Annotated in this window: 21 protein-coding genes; 11 read left to right on the top strand and 10 right to left on the bottom strand. The window is 35.2% G+C overall.

The features are described from left to right. Positions 1 to 202: 202 nt before the first annotated feature. The 8 genes from DB891_RS10180 to DB891_RS10150 all read right to left on the bottom strand — a co-directional run bounded on the left by DB891_RS10180 (position 203) and on the right by DB891_RS10150 (position 4,490). Positions 203 to 757 (bottom strand): hypothetical protein, encoded by a 555-nt coding sequence (locus DB891_RS10180; RefSeq protein WP_223256088.1) that lies wholly within the window; start codon positions 755 to 757, stop codon positions 203 to 205. A 3-nt stretch (positions 758 to 760) separates the two neighbouring features. Next, positions 761 to 1,282, bottom strand: a complete 522-nt coding sequence (locus DB891_RS10175; protein ID WP_116763156.1) for a GNAT family N-acetyltransferase — start codon at positions 1,280 to 1,282, stop codon at positions 761 to 763. A gap of 37 nt (positions 1,283 to 1,319) precedes the next feature. Then, the gene (locus tag DB891_RS17980) at positions 1,320 to 1,418 is read right to left on the bottom strand and encodes a hypothetical protein (RefSeq protein ID WP_394335993.1); all 99 of its coding nucleotides are present in this window, start codon (positions 1,416 to 1,418) and stop codon (positions 1,320 to 1,322) included. A gap of 18 nt (positions 1,419 to 1,436) precedes the next feature. Next, positions 1,437 to 1,700, bottom strand: a complete 264-nt coding sequence (locus tag DB891_RS10170; protein WP_223256087.1) for a hypothetical protein — start codon at positions 1,698 to 1,700, stop codon at positions 1,437 to 1,439. A gap of 2 nt (positions 1,701 to 1,702) precedes the next feature. Beyond that, the gene (locus DB891_RS10165) at positions 1,703 to 2,143 is read right to left on the bottom strand and encodes a DinB family protein (RefSeq protein WP_116763154.1); all 441 of its coding nucleotides are present in this window, start codon (positions 2,141 to 2,143) and stop codon (positions 1,703 to 1,705) included. After that, on the bottom strand, positions 2,144 to 3,019 hold the full coding sequence (locus tag DB891_RS10160; protein ID WP_116763152.1) for a nucleoside phosphorylase: 876 nt from the start codon (positions 3,017 to 3,019) through the stop codon (positions 2,144 to 2,146). 86 nt (positions 3,020 to 3,105) lie between these two features. Beyond that, a complete protein-coding gene (locus DB891_RS10155; RefSeq protein WP_116763150.1) occupies positions 3,106 to 3,435 on the bottom strand; it encodes a translation initiation factor in 330 nt (109 codons plus the stop codon). A gap of 104 nt (positions 3,436 to 3,539) precedes the next feature. Beyond that, positions 3,540 to 4,490, bottom strand: a complete 951-nt coding sequence (locus DB891_RS10150; RefSeq protein WP_116763148.1) for an isopenicillin N synthase family dioxygenase — start codon at positions 4,488 to 4,490, stop codon at positions 3,540 to 3,542. Positions 4,491 to 4,663: 173 nt separating this feature from the next. On the opposite strand from DB891_RS10150, the gene DB891_RS10145 reads away from it, so the two are divergent. Next, positions 4,664 to 6,640, top strand: coding sequence for an alpha-ketoacid dehydrogenase subunit alpha/beta (locus DB891_RS10145; protein ID WP_116763146.1), 1,977 nt, complete (start codon positions 4,664 to 4,666; stop codon positions 6,638 to 6,640). Positions 6,641 to 6,704: 64 nt separating this feature from the next. Here DB891_RS10145 and DB891_RS10140 read toward each other — a convergent pair whose 3' ends face one another. Beyond that, entirely contained in the window at positions 6,705 to 7,532 is an 828-nt protein-coding gene (locus tag DB891_RS10140; RefSeq protein WP_116763144.1) for a LysR family transcriptional regulator, read from the bottom strand. 99 nt (positions 7,533 to 7,631) lie between these two features. Between DB891_RS10140 and DB891_RS10135 the strand changes: the two genes are divergently transcribed. After that, positions 7,632 to 8,363, top strand: a complete 732-nt coding sequence (locus tag DB891_RS10135; RefSeq protein WP_116763142.1) for an SDR family oxidoreductase — start codon at positions 7,632 to 7,634, stop codon at positions 8,361 to 8,363. 217 nt (positions 8,364 to 8,580) lie between these two features. Here DB891_RS10135 and DB891_RS10130 read toward each other — a convergent pair whose 3' ends face one another. Further along, positions 8,581 to 10,281, bottom strand: coding sequence for a putative transporter (locus DB891_RS10130; protein WP_116763140.1), 1,701 nt, complete (start codon positions 10,279 to 10,281; stop codon positions 8,581 to 8,583). Between the two features lie 259 nt (positions 10,282 to 10,540). Between DB891_RS10130 and pckA the strand changes: the two genes are divergently transcribed. From pckA to hisIE, 9 genes are all read left to right on the top strand, one after another. Then, complete coding sequence (gene pckA, locus DB891_RS10125) at positions 10,541 to 12,160, top strand: phosphoenolpyruvate carboxykinase (ATP) (RefSeq protein WP_116763138.1); 1,620 nt, start codon at positions 10,541 to 10,543, stop codon at positions 12,158 to 12,160. A 442-nt stretch (positions 12,161 to 12,602) separates the two neighbouring features. Then, positions 12,603 to 13,460 (top strand): ATP phosphoribosyltransferase, encoded by an 858-nt coding sequence (gene hisG / locus DB891_RS10120; protein ID WP_116763136.1) that lies wholly within the window; start codon positions 12,603 to 12,605, stop codon positions 13,458 to 13,460. Between the two features lie 119 nt (positions 13,461 to 13,579). After that, the gene (hisD, locus tag DB891_RS10115; RefSeq protein WP_116763133.1) at positions 13,580 to 14,872 is read left to right on the top strand and encodes a histidinol dehydrogenase; all 1,293 of its coding nucleotides are present in this window, start codon (positions 13,580 to 13,582) and stop codon (positions 14,870 to 14,872) included. Beyond that, a complete protein-coding gene (gene hisC, locus DB891_RS10110) occupies positions 14,862 to 15,917 on the top strand; it encodes a histidinol-phosphate transaminase (protein ID WP_189337134.1) in 1,056 nt (351 codons plus the stop codon). The genes hisD and hisC overlap by 11 nt, the downstream gene beginning before the upstream one ends. 31 nt (positions 15,918 to 15,948) lie before the next feature. Further along, the gene (hisB, locus tag DB891_RS10105) at positions 15,949 to 17,085 is read left to right on the top strand and encodes a bifunctional histidinol-phosphatase/imidazoleglycerol-phosphate dehydratase HisB (protein ID WP_116763131.1); all 1,137 of its coding nucleotides are present in this window, start codon (positions 15,949 to 15,951) and stop codon (positions 17,083 to 17,085) included. A 76-nt stretch (positions 17,086 to 17,161) separates the two neighbouring features. After that, positions 17,162 to 17,743, top strand: a complete 582-nt coding sequence (gene hisH, locus DB891_RS10100) for an imidazole glycerol phosphate synthase subunit HisH (RefSeq protein WP_116763129.1) — start codon at positions 17,162 to 17,164, stop codon at positions 17,741 to 17,743. 67 nt (positions 17,744 to 17,810) lie between these two features. Further along, on the top strand, positions 17,811 to 18,536 hold the full coding sequence (hisA, locus tag DB891_RS10095; RefSeq protein WP_116763127.1) for a 1-(5-phosphoribosyl)-5-[(5-phosphoribosylamino)methylideneamino]imidazole-4-carboxamide isomerase: 726 nt from the start codon (positions 17,811 to 17,813) through the stop codon (positions 18,534 to 18,536). Positions 18,537 to 18,608: 72 nt separating this feature from the next. Continuing rightward, on the top strand, positions 18,609 to 19,364 hold the full coding sequence (hisF, locus tag DB891_RS10090; RefSeq protein ID WP_116763125.1) for an imidazole glycerol phosphate synthase subunit HisF: 756 nt from the start codon (positions 18,609 to 18,611) through the stop codon (positions 19,362 to 19,364). A gap of 69 nt (positions 19,365 to 19,433) precedes the next feature. Continuing rightward, positions 19,434 to 20,045 (top strand): bifunctional phosphoribosyl-AMP cyclohydrolase/phosphoribosyl-ATP diphosphatase HisIE, encoded by a 612-nt coding sequence (hisIE, locus tag DB891_RS10085; RefSeq protein ID WP_116763123.1) that lies wholly within the window; start codon positions 19,434 to 19,436, stop codon positions 20,043 to 20,045. Positions 20,046 to 20,181: the final 136 nt, after the last annotated feature.

Here is a 20,181-nt window from a genome sequence, read left to right as displayed (position 1 = left end):
AAGCCTCAAAGAAAAATTAAACTTTGTGCTGAATAATATTGGTACAAAATACGACATTAAATTTTAACCATTACTTAAAACACCTGTAGCACCCGTAAGAATTATTTTCATCGTAGTATTTTTCAAAATGCAAATATAACCCTTATATAATTAATTCTGCCCTTAAAAAAACATCGGAACAAAAGCACTAATTCACAAGTAATTAAATTGATAGATAAGCAATACATTGCTCTCGAACAGCCCACAATTGATCAAAAGTTATAGTCGCATTTGAGTCGGACAACCATTTTTTTATAAAATCCTGATGGTATTTGATTTTGAACTCTCCAACTTGATAGGGTTCAATCTCAATTTCTTCAAGTAAATCATTTTTTATTTTTTCAAAATTGGAAGATCCCGTTGTGTAATCCAATCTCTCGCCATTTATATTCAGATAGCAATGTGCTTCTGGAATATAATAGATCGTATTCTCGGAAAGAATGGTTCCAATTTTAGTATTGGATTCTTTCATTTTATAGATTCCGATAATCAGCTGAACGTTTGGAATGTTATTTTGACTGGCAATTTCTTTCAAAAAAGCATGTTTAGAACTGCAACTGCCTTTGTTTTCTTTTAAAACCAAAGACAAATCTTCCCGATTCGAATTTCGACCATAGGGAATATTTTTGACGTGAAGTAATACATCATCCCAATTAGTAATGTCTAATTCGCGAAGCTGTTGTGCTAATTCCTCTTTGGAGGTTAAATCGGTTGCCATAATCTATTTGTTTTCCATTTCAAACCAGTAACAAGGAATACCGTTCCAATCAAATTCTGAAACCTGTTGCATTCCTATTTTTTTAAGGATTTTTATGGAACCAGCGTTTTCTTTATTGGCAGAAGCATACATTTTTTGAATCTTCATTTGGTTGAATCCATAGTCAAGCCAAGCCTTGGCCGATTCAAAGCCATATCCTTTTCCCCAATGTTCTTCCATGAGTCGATACCCAATTTCATAAAAATTGACATGATTATTCTCTGGCTCTGTGATGAATTTTATTCCAGACCAACCAATCATTTCATTGGTTTCCTTTAAAACCACCGCAAATCGTCCAATACCATTTTGAGCATATTGGTTTCTTACGTGATCAATGTACTTACGGCTTTCCTCGATTGAAGAAACTGTGTTATTTCCTAAGTATTGATGTACGTTTGGGTTGTTGTCTAAAAGAAATAAAGCCATTTCATCTGTAGGCACTATTTCTCTTAAAATAAGGCGTTCTGTTTCTAGAAGTATATTCATTGTTTTAATATTTGATATAAACGATTGGTTTCAATTATCATGCTTTTGCCTTTAAAGGCGAAATAACAATCCGGAAACCATCTGGGTCAAGAACCATTTTCCCGTTTTCATTCCAATACGGGTTTTTTGAAGTAATTATTGAGATATTGTTATTTTAAATACTATCTAGCAGGTTATTGTACTCTAAAATAGTACTTGGATAAAGAACTACAACATCATCTTCATCAAAATGATGATTGGCTTTATAATTTGATTCCGTAAATTCAAAATGCCAATCTAAATCAGGTTTCCCGATAAAAATGCCATCATAATTGTTATGATTTTGAAAGCCTCCCAGACGTTCAAAACCCAGAATATTGATATAAAAATCTTCTGTTTTTTCTAAGTTGTTGGTATGTCTGGTGAATCGTAAAGTCATTTCTAAGCTTTAATTTGATTGATGTGATATTCTAAATGCTCAACATAATCAGTCATTAGAAATTTTAAATCAATTACCGATTGATCATTCATGATAATTTGATAATCGAGTGCTTTTTCATCAACACCTTTGAAAACCCTAACAATTTGCTTATTTAATGAAAGCCAAAGCGGTATTAATTCGTTACTATCCATTGTTTGATATTGATTCAAATTAACTAAATCATTCTGGCTATAAGGTCTGTGATGATAAGGCTTTTCGAGGTAATTTATTTCTGTAAAACGAACTAAATTATGAATCGCCGAATCTACTAAATGCCCTAAAATCTCTTTTTTAGACCATTTGCCAGAATTTTTTGCTTCTAAAGCCGCATTATCAATAGTTGGAAAATAAATAGCATTTTCGTCAAGCAATTGCTCAAATTTTAAGGTTGCATTTTGCATTTAGATACTATTTGAAAGTTTATTTAATGTATACGCTATCAATTCATCCACGGCTTTATATGGATCTTCGCTAAAAGTTCCCGAAGCGCGATTGGCAATAATTGCATTCAAGGACAAAGCATGATGTCCTAAAAGTGCTGAAAGTCCATAAATAGCTGCCGTTTCCATTTCAAGGTTGGTAATTTTATTGCCTTCAAAAAGAAAATTATCCATTTTAGAATTTAAGTTGCCATCTTGAATATCCAAACGCAAAACCCTCCCTTGTGGGCCATAAAACCCTCCAGCAGTTACAGTGATTCCTTTGTGTATTTTGTCGCTTTCGATTATTTTCTCCAGTTTTTCGGAGCATGAAATTGCATACGGTTTACCTTTGCGCAAATCCCAATTGGTGTGTTCGACAAAAGCATTTTCCATTTCAATATTAGAAAAGGCATCAATCAAGTAGGAGCGGAGCATATTATCGAGCCCTAATCCAAATTTTGACAATACAAAACTATCCACAGGAATATCGGCATGCAAAGAGCCTGAAGTTCCTATTCGGATAATATTTAAAGAGGTGAGTTTTTCTTTTGGTTTTCTGGTTTCCAAATCAATATTGACAAGCGCATCCAGTTCATTGATAACAATATCAATATTATCTGGGCCAATACCCGTCGACATAACGGTTAAACGTTTGCCTTTATAAATACCTGTTTGGGTTTTGAATTCTCTTTTTTGGGTCGAAAATTCAATTGAATCGAAGTGTTTGGTGATTTTCTCCACCCGATCTTGATCCCCCACAAAAATAATATCGTGAGCAATATGTTCTGGTTTCAAATTAAGATGATACACACTCCCGTCAGGATTGAGTATTAATTCAGATTGTTGTATAGCCATTATTTGTTTAATTTGTTTAAAGTTTAATTTTTGTTTAAGGTTTAAAGTTGTTCGACGTTTCAACAACTTTAAACCTTAAACCTTTTCTATCCTCCAACACGTTTTACTTTAAAACCTTTTTCTTTTAAAATGGTCATGATTTTATCACGATAATCTCCTTGAATGATAATCGAATCATCTTTAAAAGTCCCGCCAACGCTCAATTTCGTTTTAATTTCTTTGGCTAGAATTTTAAAATCCTCATCAGTGCCTTCGTATCCTTCAATTATAGTTGTTGCTTTACCTTTTCTTTTTTCGAATTTACAAATCATAGGTTCTTTTTGAACGTATAATTCGTGCGCTTCTTTTTCAATTTCTTCTTCTGGTGATACCTCGTGATCCGGAAAAAGGTGCTTTAATTGGTCTTTTAAATCCATTTTTTGTTTGTTTTTTGAACGCAGATGACGCAGATTTTAATTTCTATAAAAACAAAAAGACATCAAGCGAACTTGACATCTTTTTTACATTATAAAAATAAGAATTATTTTTTAATTAAACCTAAGTCAACTAAACGTTCGTATAAATAGTCTCCTGCGGTAATATCCTCGAATTTTTTAGGGTTTTCAGCATCGATGCAATTTTCCAAACAATCCAATTTCATATCACTAACTGGATGCATAAAAAACGGGATAGAATAACGTGAAGTTCCCCATAATTCTCTAGGTGGATTTACCACTTGATGAATCGTAGATTTCAGTTTGTTATTGGTATGACGAGACAACATATCTCCCACATTAATTACCAATTCATCTGGTTCTGCAACAGCATCAATCCAATCTCCATCATGATTCTGAACTTGTAATCCTTTGCCTTGAGCCCCCATCAACAAAGTAATCAAGTTGATGTCTCCATGTGCCGCTGCACGAATGGCATTCTCAGGTTCAGTTGTAATAGGTGGGTAATGAATTGGTCTTAAGATAGAATTACCGTCTTTGGCATATTCATCAAAATAAAACTCATCCAAACCAAGATGCAATGCCAATGCTCTCAGAACATAAACTCCCGTTTTTTCTAGCATTTGATAGGCCTCTTTACCTACAACATTAAAACGAAGCAACTCTTTTACCTCAACATTTTCAGGGTATTCTGAAGCGTATTTGGAATCTTTGTCCACATACTGTCCAAAATGCCAAAACTCTTTTAAATCCCCTTCTTTTCTGCCTTTGGCATGTTCAGTTCCAAAAGAAACATACCCTCTTTGTCCTCCAATTCCTGGAATTTCATAACCTTTTTTGGTTTCTAATGGTAATGCGAAGAAATTTCTAATTTCTCCATACAATTCCTCAACCAATTGATCGTTTAAAAAATGCCCTTTGAGCGCTACGAAGCCAATGTCTTCAAATGCACTTCCGATTTCATTTACAAATTTTTGTTTACGTTTCGGGTCGTCCGAAAGGAAATCACGCAAGTTAACACTAGGAATGTTTTGCATAGTATGTCTATATTTAATACTTTCGAAGCTTAAAAAAACTTCTTAAGCACAAATATATAGAATAATTTTAATTAGCCGTTTTATAAATTATCAACAAATTAAAAAAATATAACAAAAAACATCAAACCTGTTATATTTTTTTATCTTTGAGCTATTCAATAAAAAAGAAAAAAATGAATTTTGACAGAAAAAACCTTTCCAACGAGAAATTACTAGATTTATATAGAAGAATACTCAAGCCAAGATTAATTGAGGAAAAAATGCTGATCCTTATTCGCCAAGGAAAAGTATCCAAATGGTTTTCAGGAATTGGGCAAGAAGCCATTTCTGTAGGTGTTACAGCGGTTTTAGATACCGATGAATATATTTTGCCAATGCATAGAAATTTAGGTGTTTTTACAGGAAGAGACATTCCTTTGTATCGTTTATTTTCACAATGGCAGGGCAAAGCCAATGGTTTTACCAAAGGTAGAGACCGTAGTTTCCATTTTGGAACACAACAATATAAAATTATCGGAATGATTTCGCATCTGGGGCCTCAATTGGGAGTTGCAGACGGAATAGCATTAGCCAATAAATTAAAAAAGAACGGAAAAGTAACAGCCGTTTTTACTGGTGAAGGAGCAACTAGTGAAGGTGATTTTCATGAAGCTTTAAATATTGCTGCCGTTTGGGAATTACCGGTTATGTTTATCATTGAAAATAATGGTTATGGTTTATCTACACCTACAAACGAGCAATATCGTTGTGAAAACTTAGCTGACAAAGGAGTGGGTTATGGTATTGAAAGTCATATTGTTGATGGAAACAACCTATTAGAAGTTTATAATTTATTGTCTGAATTGAAAGCTTCTATGATTGAAAATCCACGTCCTGTTTTATTGGAGTTTAAAACTTTTAGAATGCGTGGCCATGAGGAAGCGAGTGGTACCAAATATGTTCCTCAGGAATTGATGGATATGTGGGCTGCAAAAGATCCAGTGGACAATTACAGAAACTATCTGACACAAAATAATATTCTTACGGCTGAATATGATGAAAAATTACGTCAGGAAATCAAAAAGGATATTGACGATAGTTTGGCTATTGCCAATGCCGAGCCCGAAATCGAAGCCACTTACGAAGAAGAACTAAATGATGTCTACAAACCGTACACACACGAAGTAATTCATCCTTCTGCAGCAACTGAAAATATTCGTTTTATAGATGCTATTTCCAGCAGTTTGCGTCAATCGATGGAACGACATGAAAACTCGGTTATCATGGGGCAAGACATTGCAGAATATGGTGGTGCTTTTAAAATTACAGATGGTTTTGTGGCACAATTTGGGAAAGGACGTGTGCGTAATACACCTATTTGCGAAAGTGCTGTGGTTTCTGCGGGTATGGGATTGTCTATTAATGGATACAAAGCCATTGTAGAGATGCAATTTGCTGATTTTGTTTCGACAGGTTTCAATCCAATTGTGAATTTACTAGCAAAATCACATTACCGTTGGTTAGAAAAAGCAGACGTAGTAGTTCGTATGCCATGTGGTGGAGGTACCCAAGCAGGACCTTTCCATTCGCAAACCAATGAGGCATGGTTTACCAAAACACCTGGATTAAAAGTCGTTTACCCAGCATTTCCATACGATGCAAAAGGTTTATTGAATGCTTCCATCAATGACCCGAATCCTGTATTATTCTTCGAACACAAACAACTGTACAGAAGCTTTTCGCAAGATGTTCCTACTGACTACTATACTTTACCATTAGGAAAAGCAGCTTTGCTAAGAGAAGGAAATGATGTAACTATTATTTCTTTTGGAGCAGCAGTACATTGGGCTTTGGATACCTTAGCCAAAAAACCTGAAATCAAAGCCGATGTGTTGGATTTAAGAACCTTACAACCTTTAGATACTGAAGCTATTTTTGCTTCCGTTAAGAAAACTGGAAGGGTAATTATTTACCAAGAAGATTCAATGTTTGGTGGTATTGCTAGCGATATTTCGGCATTGATTATGGAAAATTGTTTCCAGTATCTAGATGCACCGGTAAAACGTGTGGCGAGTTTAGACTCTCCCATTCCGTTTACAAAAGCGTTAGAAGATCAATATTTGCCGAAAGGCCGATTTGAAAAGGAGCTGAAAGCACTTTTGGAGTATTAAACGATAATTAATCATTAATAGAATTAAACAGCCTCGCGATTTCGTGAGGCTGTTTAATTATACACTATTTGGAAAAAAGGGCGATCAGTTGGGAAATAGCAGGATTACTTAGACTTTCCTTGGGGTAAGAAAGTCCTATTTCTCTGTAGTATTTAGGACCGTTATAGGTTTTTATTTGGAAGCCTTTCCAGGGTTTAGCGAAAGATTCCGGAAGAAACGTGATTCCCAAGCCAGCCATCAAGAGCGTCAGTACTTCGGTTTTGGTGGCGCAATTGGCAACAGTATTCCATTTACTTCCGGAACTGTTCAAGATAGATAAGGATTGCTGATGTGCCTCACAAGGAGGACAATGAATGAAGGCTTCATCGGCCAAATCACTCAACTCAATGATTTCTTTTTCTAGCAAAGCATGATTATCCGGAATGCATAAAACATAGTCTTCATGCCAGAGGGAAAGGAACAAATCCTCCTCATATTTCCATTCCCGTACCAACAGGTTAATTTCACAATCTCTTCCAATTGGGCGAATATCCCATTCTAATAACTCGATATTTTGGGATACTTTCTTAAAAAAATGACTCTTAAATTCTTGAGGAAGGTCTTGTGCGACACCAATACAAATTTTCTGTTTGAATTTTTCATGCAAAAATAAATCAGACAAGGAGGCTAAATCGCCCAATATCCGTTTGGCAATCGGATATAAATAATGTGCGGCTTCTTTGGAGGCAACCCCTCTTTTGTGACGACTAAAGAGTTCTTTTCCTAATTCTTGCTCGAGTTGTTTTATTCCGTTTGAAATGTTAGGTTGGGAAACAAAACACTGTTCTGCGGCTCGGGTCAGATTTTTTTGTTCATAAACGGCAACAAAAAACTTTAATATTCTTATATCCATAATTATTATGTATGATAGGTATTCAAAAATAGTATTTTGACTCCAATTACAAGAGCGCTACCTTTGTGGTCATATAAATATATACAAATATACATCATAATGAAAAAGTATCATAAATCTTTAGTTATTATTACCGGAGCCAGTTCTGGAATTGGTGCTGCTACAGCAAAATTATTTTCATCCCAAGGACACCCTTTGTTGTTATTGGCTAGAAGAATAGAGAAAATCGAAGCTTTGGGTTTACCTGATACCCTTTGCAAAAAAGTGGATATTACCGATTACGATTCCTTTAAAGCTGCCGTTATCGAAGCAGAAATGCTTTATGGTCTTGCTGACGCTATTGTCAACAATGCTGGGATGATGTTGCTTGGAGATATTGCGACTCAAGATCCTAAAGAATGGAAACAGATGTTTGACGTAAATATTTTGGGCTTACTAAACGGAATGCAAGCCGTATTACCCCAAATGAAGGAAAGAAAACACGGAACAATTATCAATATCAGTTCTATTGCCGGCAGAAAAACCTTCCCCAATCATGCAGCCTATTGCGGGACTAAATTTGGGGTGCACGCCATAACTGAAAATGCACGGGAAGAAGCAGCCAGTTTTAATGTTCGTATGATAACTATTGCTCCAGGTGCCGTTGAAACCGAATTGCTATCACATACTACTTCTGAAGCAATTAAAGAGGGATATGGCGTATGGAAAGAGGAAATGGGTGGCGTATTAGATCCTAATGATGTAGCTAATGCTATTTTATATGCTTACAGCCAACCGCAAGGTGTAAACATTAGGGAAATTGTTTTGGCAGCAACAAAACAACAGCAATAAAATTGAATTTTTAGTCCATTTTAGAATCAATTATTAAATTATTTTATTCGTGATGAAGCCTTGGAAGATCAATATTTGCCGAAAGGTCGATTTGAAAAGGAGTTAAAAGCACTTTTGAAGTATTAATTACAGACTTAAAATTAAATTTTAAATATAAAAAGAGGCTGTCTATTAAATTTAGACAGCCTCTTTTTAATTGAACTAAACAGATATAACATCAACTCGCAAATAGCAAAATAAGCAATTGTGCTACCAATATTCTACTGATGGTAACCAAAGGATAAACCGTAGCGTATGATTGATTCGGAATGTCTGAATCTAAATATTTAGTGCTAAAGGCCAAGGCAGCAGGATCGGTATATGAACCACTCATAATACCTACCATTTGATAAAAATTCAGTTTAAACACAAATCGGCTAATCAATACCAATAGAATCAAAGGGACAAAAGTGATAAAACAACCATAATAGATCAACATCCATCCGTCATTTGCGACGAAGTTATCAGTAAAACCATGACCGGCTTTAATCCCCACAGCAGCAAAGAATAAACAAATCCCGAAATCTTTCATGAAATGAATGGCGCCGTTATTGATATAGGAATGAATTACGCCAACTCCTCCATATCTACTGATAAATAAAGCGGCCAAAAGCGGTCCTGCTGCCAATCCTAATTTTAGAGGAACGGGCAAAGAAGGTATCATAATAGGAATTGAGCCAATAATAACCCCAAAAATCAATCCTCCGAAGAGAGAAAGAAAATCAGGCTCTAATAATATTTTTGTTGAATTTCCGATAATTTTTTCAGCTTCATGAATGGATGGCCTACTACCAACTACCATTAAAGTATCCCCATAATAAAGCTCGAGTGAAGGCTGAGCTAAGATTTCTAATCCGGAACGAATCACGCGAGTTACTTTTACATCATATTGGTTATACAAATCCAATTGCGCCAATGTTTTATGGGTAGCTGTTTTTTTGGTAACACTTATGATTTTTGTAGTAACATCATCTTCGGATTCTATGAATAAATCAGTTGAAATTTTTCCGACAAGATTCACGAATTTATCAACATCTTGTTGCTTAGCCACAACCATCAAAACGTCTTTGTCTTTTATAATTGAATCTAATGAAGGAGAATACACCACTTTTGTTCCGCTTTGTTTTTGTCTGGAGATAATTACATGCTCAATGTTGAATTCTTTGAATACCTGTTTGAATGTTTTTCCAATAACTTCGGATTTGGTAACTCTGCATTTTTGGCGGATGATTTTGTTTTCAGCCTCTTTGTTTTTTTTATGGAGTAAAACAACTTCATTAGACAAATCAATTTTTAGAAAGTTTTTGGCTAAAATAATCATAATGATAATCCCGAAAACGCCAATAGGATAAGTAATGGCATAAGCAATAGCAGGATCAGAAAAGTGGTCCAAAGGTAAATTTAATTGTTTTTGAATTTCAAGGAGAGTCGATTTAGCAGCTCCTAATCCTGGGGTATTTGTGACCGAACCCGACATTAATCCAACGGCATTTTCAACTTTAATATTGGCTAATATGTGAATGAAATAGGTAATGATTCCACCCAAAAAAACAGTTCCAACTCCTAAAGCATTAAAAACCAACCCTTCCTTTTTGAACGAAGAAAAGAAAGTTGGTCCTACTTGAATACCGATACCGTAAACAAATAGAATTAAACCAAATTCCCGTACGAATTGAATTAATTCCGCATTCATGCCATAGCCCAAATGACCTAAAAAGAGGCCTACGAACATTACTGCAGATACACCCAGTGATATATTGCCTATTTTGAGTTTTCCTGCAAAAAATCCTATGCTAATGGCCATAAATAGCACAATTAACGACTGTGTCATCTCCGGCGTTTCGGTGGGAGTAAACAATATTCTAAACCAATCGAACATAATAGTATATTTTAATTGTTATACAATAGTGTAAAGGAATGATTTCATGCAATAATTTCTTATGATAAAAATCATGTTTGATAAAATTATCCTTTTTTATTCATATAATTTATAAAAGTAAAAAAACTCGTCAAGCCCCGTGAAACACGAAAACGTTTGCGTGAATTTATATTCAAACATGATAAAAATCAGGTTTTTTCGGGATTATCATTCCTAAATTTGAATAGAAAAAATAACCAAAATATATAAATTAAAAGTCATGAAAAACATCAAAATTATTCAGGAATTACACAATCTTGGGATTACAGGTTACCATGAAGTAGTATACAATCCTTCTTATGAAGAATTATACCAAGCCGAAGTTTCACATAAAAGAAAAGGATACGAAAAAGGGGCTTTGACAGATACTGGTGCAGTAGCGGTAAAAACAGGAATATTTACAGGCCGCTCTCCAAAAGATAGATATATAGTTAAAGATGCTGTTTCAAAAGACACTATTTATTGGGATGATAAAGTAAATTTCCCAACTACAATTCAAATATGGGATGATTTAAAAGCATTGGTGTTAAAACAGCTTTCAACTTCACCAAAATTGTATGTTGTCGATGCTTTTTGCGGAACTAATAAAGATACACGATTAAAAGTACGTTTTGTGATGGAAGTGGCATGGCAAGCCCACTTTGTAACCAATATGTTCATTAGACCTTCCATTTATGAATTGGAAAACTTTGGAGAGCCAGATTTCATCGTAATGAATGGTTCAAAAACAGTAAATCCAAATTGGAAAGAACAAGGTTTAAATTCTGAGAACTTTGTAATGTTCAACCTTACCGAAAAAGTTCAAATCATTGGTGGAACATGGTACGGTGGTGAAATGAAAAAAGGGATGTTCGCAATGATGAACTACTACTTACCTCTAAAAGGAATGGCTTCCATGCACTGTTCTGCCAATGTTGGTGAAAAAGGTGATGTTGCAGTATTCTTCGGGCTTTCTGGAACAGGAAAAACTACCCTTTCTGCCGATCCAAAAAGATACTTAATTGGTGATGATGAGCACGGATGGGATAACAATGGAGTATTTAACTACGAAGGTGGTTGTTATGCCAAAGTAATTGACTTGTCTGAAGATAATGAACCAGATATCTGGAGAGCGATCAAAAGAGACGCATTGTTAGAAAATGTTATCGTTGATGAGTACGGAGAAATTGATTACTACGATCACTCAATCACTGAAAACTCTAGAGTTTCTTACCCAATTTATCACATTAACAAAATTGTATTGCCCTCTAAAGCTGGACACGCAAGTAAAATCATTTATCTTTCAGCTGATGCCTTTGGAGTATTGCCTCCAGTGTCTATCTTGGATGAAGATCAAGCTCAATACCACTTCTTATGCGGATATACTTCTAAATTAGCAGGAACCGAAAGAGGAATTACTGCACCAGAACCATCATTCTCTCCAGCATTCGGTGAAGCTTTCTTAACATTACACCCAACAATGTATTCTAAAACATTAATTGGAAAAATGAAAGAACACGGAGCAAAAGCATACTTGGTAAACACAGGTTGGAACGGAACAGGAAAAAGAATATCTCTTAAAAACACAAGAGCCATCATTGATGCTATTATCAACAGTGAAATCGATGCTGCCGAAACAAAAACAATTCCTTTCTTGAATTTGACTATCCCAACTGCATTAACAAATGTTAGCGAAGGAATCCTTGATCCAAGAGATACTTATAAAAATACTGATGAATGGGAAAGTAAAGCAAAAGATTTATCAGAACGTTATATTAAAAACTTTGAACAATACACAGATACAGAAGAAGGAAAACGCTTAGTCACTGCCGGACCTTCTTTGGAAGCAGTTTTGAATTAATAGATTACTTATAATTATTTTTGAAGTTGGTTGAAACACCTGTTAATAATGTACAAAAAGCAATATTAATAGGTGTTTTTTGTTTTTTCAACAAACACTTGTCAAAAATCAATTCTTTGCCTGATAATTTGGCAAATCAATTCATTTTGTGGTTTTTAATTTAACAAATAAATAGCCAAACGTTAAAATAAAAATAGGATTGTAATTGATTTATCCTCTATATTTGCAAAAGAAACAAAGAGTTATCTAAATATATAAAGTTATGTTATCAATTCAATTACATCATCATCATTCTCATAATTGCTCTCAAGCGATGTGTTAATGGTATGCATGTAAATCATCATATTTTAAAACCCGTTTGAGTACATCAAACGGGTTTTTTATTGCCTAAAATTTGTACTCAGACCTTATTCTAAACTAAAAAACTAAAAAAAAAACTAAAATGAGTACACTAAAAATTGCAATTCAAAAATCAGGACGTTTAAACGAAGAAAGCATTCAAATCCTAAAAGACGCAGGCATCTCAATTGATAATGGAATAGATCAATTAAAAGCAGAAGCTTCCAATTTTCCTTTAGAGGTTTTGTATTTACGAAATTCAGATATTCCCCAATATTTAATTGATGGAGTTGTAGATATTGCTATTGTTGGAGATAATTTATTAGTTGAAAAAGGGAAAAACATTGAAGTAATTCAAAAATTAGGTTTTTCAAAATGTAAAGTTTCAGTAGCCGTTCCTAAAGCTTTCAAATACAATTCTATCAATGATTTAAACGGATTGCGTATCGCTACGTCTTATCCTAATACGGTTAATGATTATTTTGGTTCTTTAGGTCTTACTGTAGACATTCATCAAATATCAGGTTCGGTAGAAATTGCTCCCAATATAGGTTTGGCTGATGCAATTGTAGATATCGTATCTAGCGGAAGTACTTTATTTAAAAATAATTTAAAAGAAGTTGAAGTTATTTTTAAAAGCGAAGCGGTATTGGCGGTTTCACCAAAAGTAAGCCCTGAATCTCAAAAAATAATTGACACCTTAAAATTCAGAATAGAATCGGTATTAAGAGCCAGAAAATCAAAATACATTTTGATGAATATTCCAAATGACAAAATCGAAGCAGTTGGCAAGATTCTTCCCGTATTGAGAAGCTTAACTGTTTTGCCATTGGCACAAGAAGGATGGAGCAGTGTGCACTCGGTAATTGACAAAGATACTTTTTGGGAAGTCATTGATAAACTGAAAGAGGTTGGTGCCGAAGGAATTTTAGTTTGCCCAATTGAGAAAATGGTACTTTAAGCCCCTAACCCCTAAAGGGGAATTGAACTATCTTATTAAAATTTGAAACATAGAAATATTATAAAATACAGGCTACCTCTCCTGTAGCAATTCCCCCTTTAGGGGGCTAGGGGGTAAAAATGAACAAAATTTACAATCCAAAACCAGAAACTTGGTCTGCAATTTTAGAAAGACCAACTAAAACAGTTGATGATATAGAAGCAACTGTAAAAGGGATTTTTAAGGAAGTACAGTCAAAAGGTGATTTTGCTGTTGCAAAATATACTTCGCTTTTTGATGGGGTTTCAGTTCCTGATTTAGAAGTTTCCCAAACCGAAATAGCGACAGCTATTGCAACTATTTCCAATGAGTTAAAACAAGCGATTCAATTGGCAAAATCAAATATCGAAAAATTCCACGCAGCCCAAAAAACAAATCGCGTTGTAGTGGAAACCATCGAAGGAGTCAACTGCTGGCAGGAAAAAAGACCAATTCAAAAAATTGGTTTATACATTCCTGGTGGCACTGCTCCGTTGTTCTCAACCGTATTGATGCTGGCGGTACCAGCAAATCTTGCAGGTTGCAGCGAAATAGTTTTGTGTTCGCCTCCAGATAAAAATGGAAATATCAATCCTGCTATTTTATATGCAGCTTATTTGTGTGGTGTTACCAAAATTTTAAAAATAGGAGGTATTCAAGCCATTGCCGGAATGACTTTTGGAACGGTTACCATTCCAAAAGTGTATAAAATATTTGGACCCGGAAACCAATTTGTAACGGTGGCTAAACAATTGGCGACTCAGTTTGGTGTTGCTATCGATATGCCTGCAGGTCCATCCGAATTGTTGATTGTGGCTGATGATACTGCCGTTTCTGCTTTTGTAGCTTCCGATTTATTGTCTCAAGCCGAACACGGAACTGATAGCCAAGTGATTTTGGTTTCAACTTCAAAAGAATTGATTGATGAGGTTGAAAAAGAAATTCAAACACAATTGGATGTCCTTCCAAGAAAAGCTATTGCAGAAAAAGCCATTGCCAATTCAAAATTGATATTTGTCGAGAATGACACCATCGCTTTAGAATTAATTAATGAATACGGTCCGGAGCATTTTATTATTTGCACCCAAGACGAAGCTTTTTACATAGACAATATTGCCAATGCAGGTTCCGTTTTTATTGGGAATTACACTCCGGAAAGCGCTGGGGATTATGCCTCTGGAACCAATCATACTTTGCCTACGAATGGTTATGCCAAAAATTACAGCGGAGTGAACCTTGATAGTTTTACCAAAGCAATGACTTTTCAGAAAATCTCTCCAATTGGGATACAAAAAATAGGTTCAGCTATTGAAATAATGGCAGAAGCAGAAGGATTACAAGCCCACAAAAATGCAGTTACATTACGATTAAAAGCACTTAAAAATGATCAATAGTTTTAATTTAGATAGTTTAGTTCGTGAGAACGTTAAGGTTTTAAAGCCCTATTCGTCTGCCAGAGATGAATTTGAGGATTTTGACACCGCCGATATGGTTTTTTTGGATGCCAATGAAAATCCGTTCAATAATGGGGTAAACCGTTATCCTGATCCACAACAAGCTTCGGTAAAAAGTATATTGGCGAAGCAAAACAAAGTAAATCCAAACCAAATGCTGTTAGGAAACGGGAGTGATGAGGTACTGGATTTGATTTTCAGAGCGTTCTGTGAGCCCAAAGTAGATAATGTGATTACGTTACCACCAACTTACGGAATGTATGGTGTTTTGGCTAATATTAATGCCGTTGAAAACAGAGAGATATTACTTTCAACCGATTTTCAGCCTCAAATAGAGAAAATCTTTGGCGCCATTGACGACAACACAAAAATGATCTTTTTGTGCTCTCCCAATAATCCAACAGGGAATTCATTTTCGGAAGAAAGTGTAACTATCTTGCTAGAACATTTTAACGGTCTAATCGTTATTGATGAAGCTTATATTGACTTTTCTGAAAAAGAAAGTTGGTTGCGAAAATTAGAACAATATCCAAATTTGATTATCACTCAAACACTTTCAAAAGCGTATGGTTTAGCCGGAATTCGATTGGGAATTTGTTATGCTTCCGCAGAAATCATCTCGGTTTTGAATAAAATAAAGCCACCCTATAACGTGAATGAGTTATCACAAAACAGAGCTTTGGAACGACTGGATAATACTAAAGCTATTGCCTCTGAAATTAAATCAATTATAGAACAAAGGTCAGCATTACTTAAAGTTTTACTTCATGTTAAATATGTAGAAAAAATTTATCCTACTGAAGCTAACTTTATCTTGATTAAGGTTGATGATGCCAATAAAAGATATGACGAATTGATAGCCAAAGGAATCGTAATCCGTAACAGAACAACACAACCGCTATGCGATAATTGTTTGCGTTTGACTATTGGAACAGAAGAAGAAAATAAAAAATTAATCGACGCATTAAACCCGACGGGTTTCTAAAACCCGTCGGGTTTAATAAAAAAAATAAAAAATGAAAAAAGTACTTTTTATAGATCGTGACGGAACAATCGTTTTAGAACCGGAAGGATATCAATTAGACAGTTTAGAAAAATTAGAATTTTACCCAAAAGCTTTTCAATATTTGGCTAAAATCGCCAATGAAATGGATTATGAATTGGTTATGGTAACCAATCAAGACGGCTTAGGAACAGACAGTTTTCCAGAAGACACCTTTTGGCCAACACAAAACTTTATCTTGCGAGCTTTTGAAAACGAAGGCGTTCTTTTTGATGATATTTTTATAGATCATTCTCTTCCGGAAGACAATGCGCCAACCCGTAAACCAAGAACAGGAATGCTAACCAAATATATCGACAATCCGGAGTATGATTTAGCGAACTCATTTGTTTTAGGAGACCGTTTGACCGATGTAGAGTTAGCCAAAAACTTAGGAGCAAAAGCTATTTTCATGAATACCTCTGAAGGTGCTGGTAGCACTGAAATTGTTGCAAAGAGATCAGCATTAGACGAAGTAATCATCTTGCAATCTACCGATTGGAAAGCCATTTATGAGTTTTTGAAACTCGAAGCACGTTCGGCAACTATTTCCAGAAAAACCAATGAAACTGATATTTATATCAACTTAAATCTTGACGGAACTGGAAAAAGCAAAATCGAAACCGGAATTGCTTTTTTTGACCACATGCTCGACCAAATTGCACGCCACGGCCAAATGGACTTGGAAATTTTGGTGAAAGGAGATTTAGAAGTTGATGAACATCATACTATCGAAGATACCGCAATTGCATTGGGAGAGGTTTTTGCCAAAGCTTTAGGAAATAAGTTAGGCATTGAGCGTTATGGTTTTTGTTTGCCAATGGATGACTGCCTATCGCAAGTAGCCATTGATTTTGGTGGTAGAAATTGGTTGGTTTGGGAAACTGAATTCAAACGTGAAATGGTAGGTAAAATGCCAACAGAGATGTTTTACCATTTTTTTAAATCATTTTCGGATGGGGCAAAAGCTAACATCAACATCAAAGCGGAAGGAACTAACGAACACCACAAAATTGAAGCCATCTTTAAAGCTTTTGCAAAAGCGATAAAAGTAGCCGTAAAACGCGATACCGAGAAGATGATTTTACCGAGTACGAAGGGAATGTTGTAAAATTGTTTAAAGTTTAAAGTTTCAGGTTGTCTTAGGGAACTTGAAACTTTAAACCTTAAACTTGAAACAAAAATTAATGAAAATAGTAATCATAAATTACGGAGCAGGAAACATTCAAAGCATCATGTTTGCCATCGAAAGATTGGGATTCAAAGCGATTTTGAGTAATGATCCTGAGGAAATAAAGTCAGCTGATAAAGTGATTTTCCCGGGAGTAGGCGAGGCGAGTTATGCGATGAGAATGCTTAAACAAAGTGGTTTGGACGTTTTGATTCCAACGCTGAAACAACCCGTTTTCGGGATATGTTTGGGTATGCAATTGATGTGCAACAAATCGGAAGAAGGAAACACGGAAGGATTGGGCATTTTTGACGTGGATGTTATCAAGTTTTCTTCAAAAGTAAAAGTTCCCCAAATGGGCTGGAATACCATTTATAACCTAAAATCAGATTTGTTCAAAGGAATATCCGAGAACGAATATATGTATTTGGTCCATAGTTTTTACGCGCCTATTTGCAAAGAAACCATCGCAACCACTGATTATGAAGTGGCCTATTCTTCGGCTTTAGAAAATAACAACTTCTACGGAACACAATTTCACCCTGAAAAAAGCGGTGATATTGGAGAGCAAATCCTTGGTAATTTTTTGAAATTATAAAGTAGCAATTTCAATGGCAGTTTTAAATCAAAAATCAACAATCGTTAATCTTCAATCATAAATCTCAATGAGAATAATCCCCGCAATAGATATTATAGAAGGAAAATGTGTTCGCTTGTCCAAAGGCGATTACAATACCAAAATCATATACAATGAAAACCCGCTTGAAGTAGCAAAATCATTCGAAGCCCATGGAATCGAATACTTGCATTTGGTAGATTTGGATGGTGCGAAATCCAGCAAAATTGTCAATTATAAAATATTAGAACAAATTGCCACGCAAACCAAACTGAAAATTGATTTCGGTGGTGGATTGAAATCGGATGCCGATTTGAAAATTGCTTTTGAAAGTGGTGCAAACCAAATCACAGGCGGTAGCATTGCCGTGAAAAACAGAGCGGTTTTTGAAAAATGGATTGCCGAATACGGTTCAGATAAGATCATTTTGGGAGCCGATGCCAATAATGAAAAAGTAGCTATTTCGGGTTGGTTGGAAGATTCCAATGAAGATTTGGTTCCATTTATTCAAGACTATCAAAACAAAGGAATCCAGTACGTAATTTGCACCGATATTGCCAAAGATGGAATGCTGGAAGGACCTAGTTTTGATTTGTATGCTAAAATTTTAGCGGAAGCCCAAGATATAAAATTAATCGCTTCTGGTGGAATTTCAACATTTGATGAATTGCCAAAATTAGCCGAATTGGGGTGTGAAGGAACCATCATTGGGAAAGCCATTTACGAAGGTAGAATTTCGTTGAAACAATTGGAAAATTATATAATTGGTTTATAGTTTATTGTTGATGGTTTGTAGTCGTAAAACCACGAACCATAAACGTAAAACAACCAACAATAAACAGAAATTATGTTAACAAAAAGAATAATACCCTGTCTCGATATTAAAAACGGAAGAACCGTAAAAGGCGTTAATTTCGTAGATTTGCGTGATGCGGGCGATCCTGTGGAATTGGCCAAAATCTATTCGGATGAGGGAGCCGATGAATTGGTTTTCCTCGATATCTCTGCAACCGAAGAACGCAGAAAAACCTTGGTAGATTTGGTTCGAAAAGTTGCATCGACGATCAATATTCCGTTTACTGTAGGTGGAGGGATATCAACTGTTGAAGATGTAGAGGTTTTGCTGCAAAATGGAGCGGATAAGGTTTCTATTAATTCGTCTGCAGTAAAAAATCCGCAATTGATTAATGATTTGGCACAAAAATTTGGAAGTCAATGTGTAGTGGTCGCTATAGATGCCAAACAAATTGACGGTCAATGGATAGTTCATTTGGTAGGAGGGAAGGTGCCAACCGAATTGAATTTATTTGATTGGGCAAAAGAAGTAGAGGAAAGAGGCGCAGGAGAAATTCTTTTTACCTCGATGGATAACGACGGTACCAAAAATGGATTTGCCAATGAAGCTTTGGCAAAATTGTCACAATTGGTTAATATTCCAATAATTGCTTCCGGTGGGGCAGGAACTATACAGCATTTTGTAAATACTTTTATTGACGGAAAAGCAGATGCAGCATTGGCGGCAAGCGTATTTCATTTTAAAGAAATCGAAATTAAAGCATTAAAAAAAGAACTTAAAAATAACAATATAGAAGTCAGAATATAGAAAAAAGAGAGAAGAAAATCAGACTAGACAACCTTCAATCTTTTATTTTTCAATTACAAAATTATAAAAATGGAAATAGATTTTTCAAAAAGCGCACATGGGTTAATTCCTGCCATCATTCAAGATAGTGAGACCAAAAACGTTTTGATGTTGGGGTATATGAATGCCGAAGCCTATCAAAAAACAATTGACACTCAAAAAGTGACTTTCTACAGCCGTTCTAAGCAAAGACTTTGGACGAAAGGTGAAGAAAGTGGTAATTTTTTGAATCTGGTTGACATCAAAAACGACTGTGATAACGATACATTACTGATTCAAGTAAAACCAGTAGGGCCAACGTGCCACAAAGGAACCGATACTTGTTGGGCAACCGAAAACAAACAAGAATATGGTTTTATTTCCAATCTTGAAGACACCATCAAAACTCGAAGAGAAAATGCCTCCCGAGGCGTCGGGACTGAAAAAAGTTATGTGGCTTCCTTATTTAAATTGGGAATCAACAAAATTGCCCAAAAAGTAGGGGAGGAAGCAATAGAAGTCGTGATCGAAGCCAAAGATGATAACGATGATTTGTTCCTTAGCGAAAGTGCCGATTTACTTTTTCATTACTTAATCTTGCTGCAAGCCAAAGGTTTTCAATTGAATGATGTGATTGATGTTTTGAAAAGCCGTCAGAAATAAAAAAAGTTTTCAGCTTTTAGTCGCAGTTTTCAGTCGCAATAGATGTACTGAGAACTGCGACTGAAAACTGAAATAGCTTCTTTTTGATAATAAAAAATCAAAAAAAGTATGTAGTTTTGGAAGAAAATTATCAACA

The organism is Flavobacterium laiguense, assembly GCF_003097655.1.
Classification (GTDB): Bacteria; Bacteroidota; Bacteroidia; order Flavobacteriales; family Flavobacteriaceae; genus Flavobacterium; species Flavobacterium laiguense.
The sequence above is the reverse complement of the archived record's forward strand: the minus strand, read 5'-3'. Positions and strand labels throughout refer to the sequence as shown.